The following is a 2,517-nucleotide window of genomic DNA, read 5'->3' on the forward strand; positions in this document are numbered from 1 at the left end:
GCTTACTGCTGGTGGCGTTAACATTAGTGTGGCAATCATTGCAACGGTAACTGTTGAGTATGAGGATGGTTCAACTGCAACGACAACTACGACATCTGATTCAATTGCCGTTCTGGGTGGACTTCCTGACCAAGACAGCTTTACTTTATCTGTAGAGACCTTTAACCCTCGTGGTTGGGATATTTCTGGAACAACTTCTCGAATGACTGTGCGCGCAGGTGACCGCTTTAATAATGAGGCTAGAGATGGTACTCAGGTTTCTTTTGTGACAACCGGTGGTCAGATAGTGGGTTCCTGTGAATTAGATAGTGGCTTTTGTTCAGTTGATTGGACAAGTTCGAATCCGCGTCCCGATAACGGTTTAGTGCATATTATGGCACGTACGACTGGAGAGGAGTCATTTATTGATGCGAACTTGAATGGTCAATATGATTTAGGTGAAGTCATAGATGTCGAACTGGACGAAGCTTATATCGATGTTAACTATAATGGTGTGCGTGATGATAATGAGTTCTACTCAGATTTTAACAATAATCAGGTATACGACACTAAGACTAATCCGGGATTTTATCAGGGGGCAAGTTGTACTGAGGCAGCTGAAGAACCTTCGGATCCTGATGACCCTAATTCTCCGTATCATTGTGAGTCGCTAGTCGATGTAAGACGTGTAGCTACGATCTGTATGTCTGAAGATGATGTCGTAATTTCTGATAACTTAGGTGGTGGGGTTCTGGATGCTTCAGCGGGCGCCGCAGGAGTTCTAGTTACAATTACTGATGGTAAAGGGCTAATGCCTGCAAATGGCACTACTGTAGCAGTAAGTGTTGAGGATGGTGAGATTGTAACGGGCCAAAATATTGTAATTCCTAATCAGTGTCCAGTAGATTCTGACGGTAATCCGATTCCGTTTACTAACATGATTATAGTAGAGGCAGATGATGACCCTGCTACTAGCTTCGGTACATTAAAAGTCGCTGTAACACGCGCAGATGGGGTGATTGAAGAACGTTTTATCTCTTTCCTTCACTAGGTTTCTTATTTAATAGTTAGATCTAAATCCTTAATGGGGAAGCATAAGCTTCCCCATTTTTATGTCTGATAAACGCCCACCATAAAAACCGCTTGCTGTCCGTCTCCAAGCACAATACTATGTGCCTCTTGTAAACTAAGACTTTGCCCTCATTAACCACACTTGTGGGCAATTAAGTCACAATACTTTGATTCGTTAGAATCTTTCATGAAACTAATCTAAAAAATGTAACGGAGTCTTCTATGGCCTGGAATGAGCCGGGTGGTAATCGTAATGATAACGACCCTTGGGGTTCTAATAATCGAGGGAATAAAGGCGGCAATAATCAAGGGCCACCAGATCTCGACGAAGCTTTAAAACAACTGATGGATAAGCTTAATGGCTTATTTGGTTCAGGCCCGAAAAAAACTGGTGGCTCTTCTGGCGGTTCAAGCCAGGGTGCTGGTGGTGTATTTATTTTGGCATTGATTGCGCTGGTTATCTTTTTAGGCTTCAAGTCATTTTATACCATTGATGAGCAGGAAAGAGGCGTTGTCCTTCAATTAGGTAAGTACAACCGAACCTTGGACCCAGGCTTACGCTTTGTGATTCCTGTTGTCGAGAAGGTCATTCCTGTAAACGTAACTAATGTTCGAAATGCCGAGTTGAAGCAAGAAATGCTGACTCAGGATGAGAATGTGGTTCAGGTTGAGCTTAACGTTCAGTATACGGTATCGGACCCAGTAGCATTTGCTTTACGTGTTGAAGATCCAGAGCGTAGTTTACAACATGCTGCTGAATCAGCGTTACGGCATGAAGTGGGTAGTACAGATTTGAACCCAATTCTAACGGCTGGTCGTGCTGTGCTTGCAGAAAATGCGCGAACGCGTCTGCAAAGCTTTATGGATTCCTACGACACGGGTGTTAACGTTAGTATTGTTAACGTTAAAGAAGCGCGTGCACCTGCTGCTGTTCAGTCAGCTTTTGATGATGTTCAAAAGGCTAATCTGGATAAAGAGCGTTATGTAAACGAAGCAGAGGCTTATGCCAATACCGTTGTTCCCGAAGCGCGTGGTAAGTCTCAGCGAATGTTAGAAGAAGCGAACGCATATAAAGAGCAGGTTATCTCTCAGGCACAAGGTGAGGCTGATCGTTTTAAGAAGTTACTTGTTGAATATAAAAAAGCGCCAGAAGTTACCAGAGACCGTTTATATCTTGACGCAATCTCATCGGTATACAGCAATAGCAGTAAAGTCTTGGTGGATGTAGAAGGCGGCAACAATATGATGTATTTGCCTTTGGATAAGCTAATGTCTAACCGCTCTGTTAGTCTATCAAATGATGATAGCGTAGATCAGTCTGTGTCAGATATTGCAGACCAAGTTATTGAGGAGCTTCGTTCAAGAAACAACCGTACATCCAGGGAGAGCAGATAAATGTCTAAGTCTTCATTATTATCTTTGATTTCATTACTGGTTGTTGTCGTTGTTCTATCTGCATCGATTTAT

At 42.9% G+C, this 2,517-nt stretch carries 2 protein-coding genes; both read left to right on the plus strand.

What is annotated here, in order from left to right; all coding sequences use genetic code 11:
• Positions 1-1,030 (plus strand): hypothetical protein (locus tag A3766_RS31280; protein WP_197479616.1); only part of this gene is annotated, 1,030 nt, incomplete at its 5' end.
• A 242-nt stretch (positions 1,031-1,272) separates the two neighbouring features.
• Entirely contained in the window at positions 1,273-2,445 is a 1,173-nt protein-coding gene (gene hflK, locus A3766_RS17670) for an FtsH protease activity modulator HflK (RefSeq protein WP_068633366.1), read from the plus strand.
• The last annotated feature ends 72 nt before the right edge of the window (positions 2,446-2,517 follow it).

The organism is Oleiphilus sp. HI0132 (genome assembly GCF_001635845.1).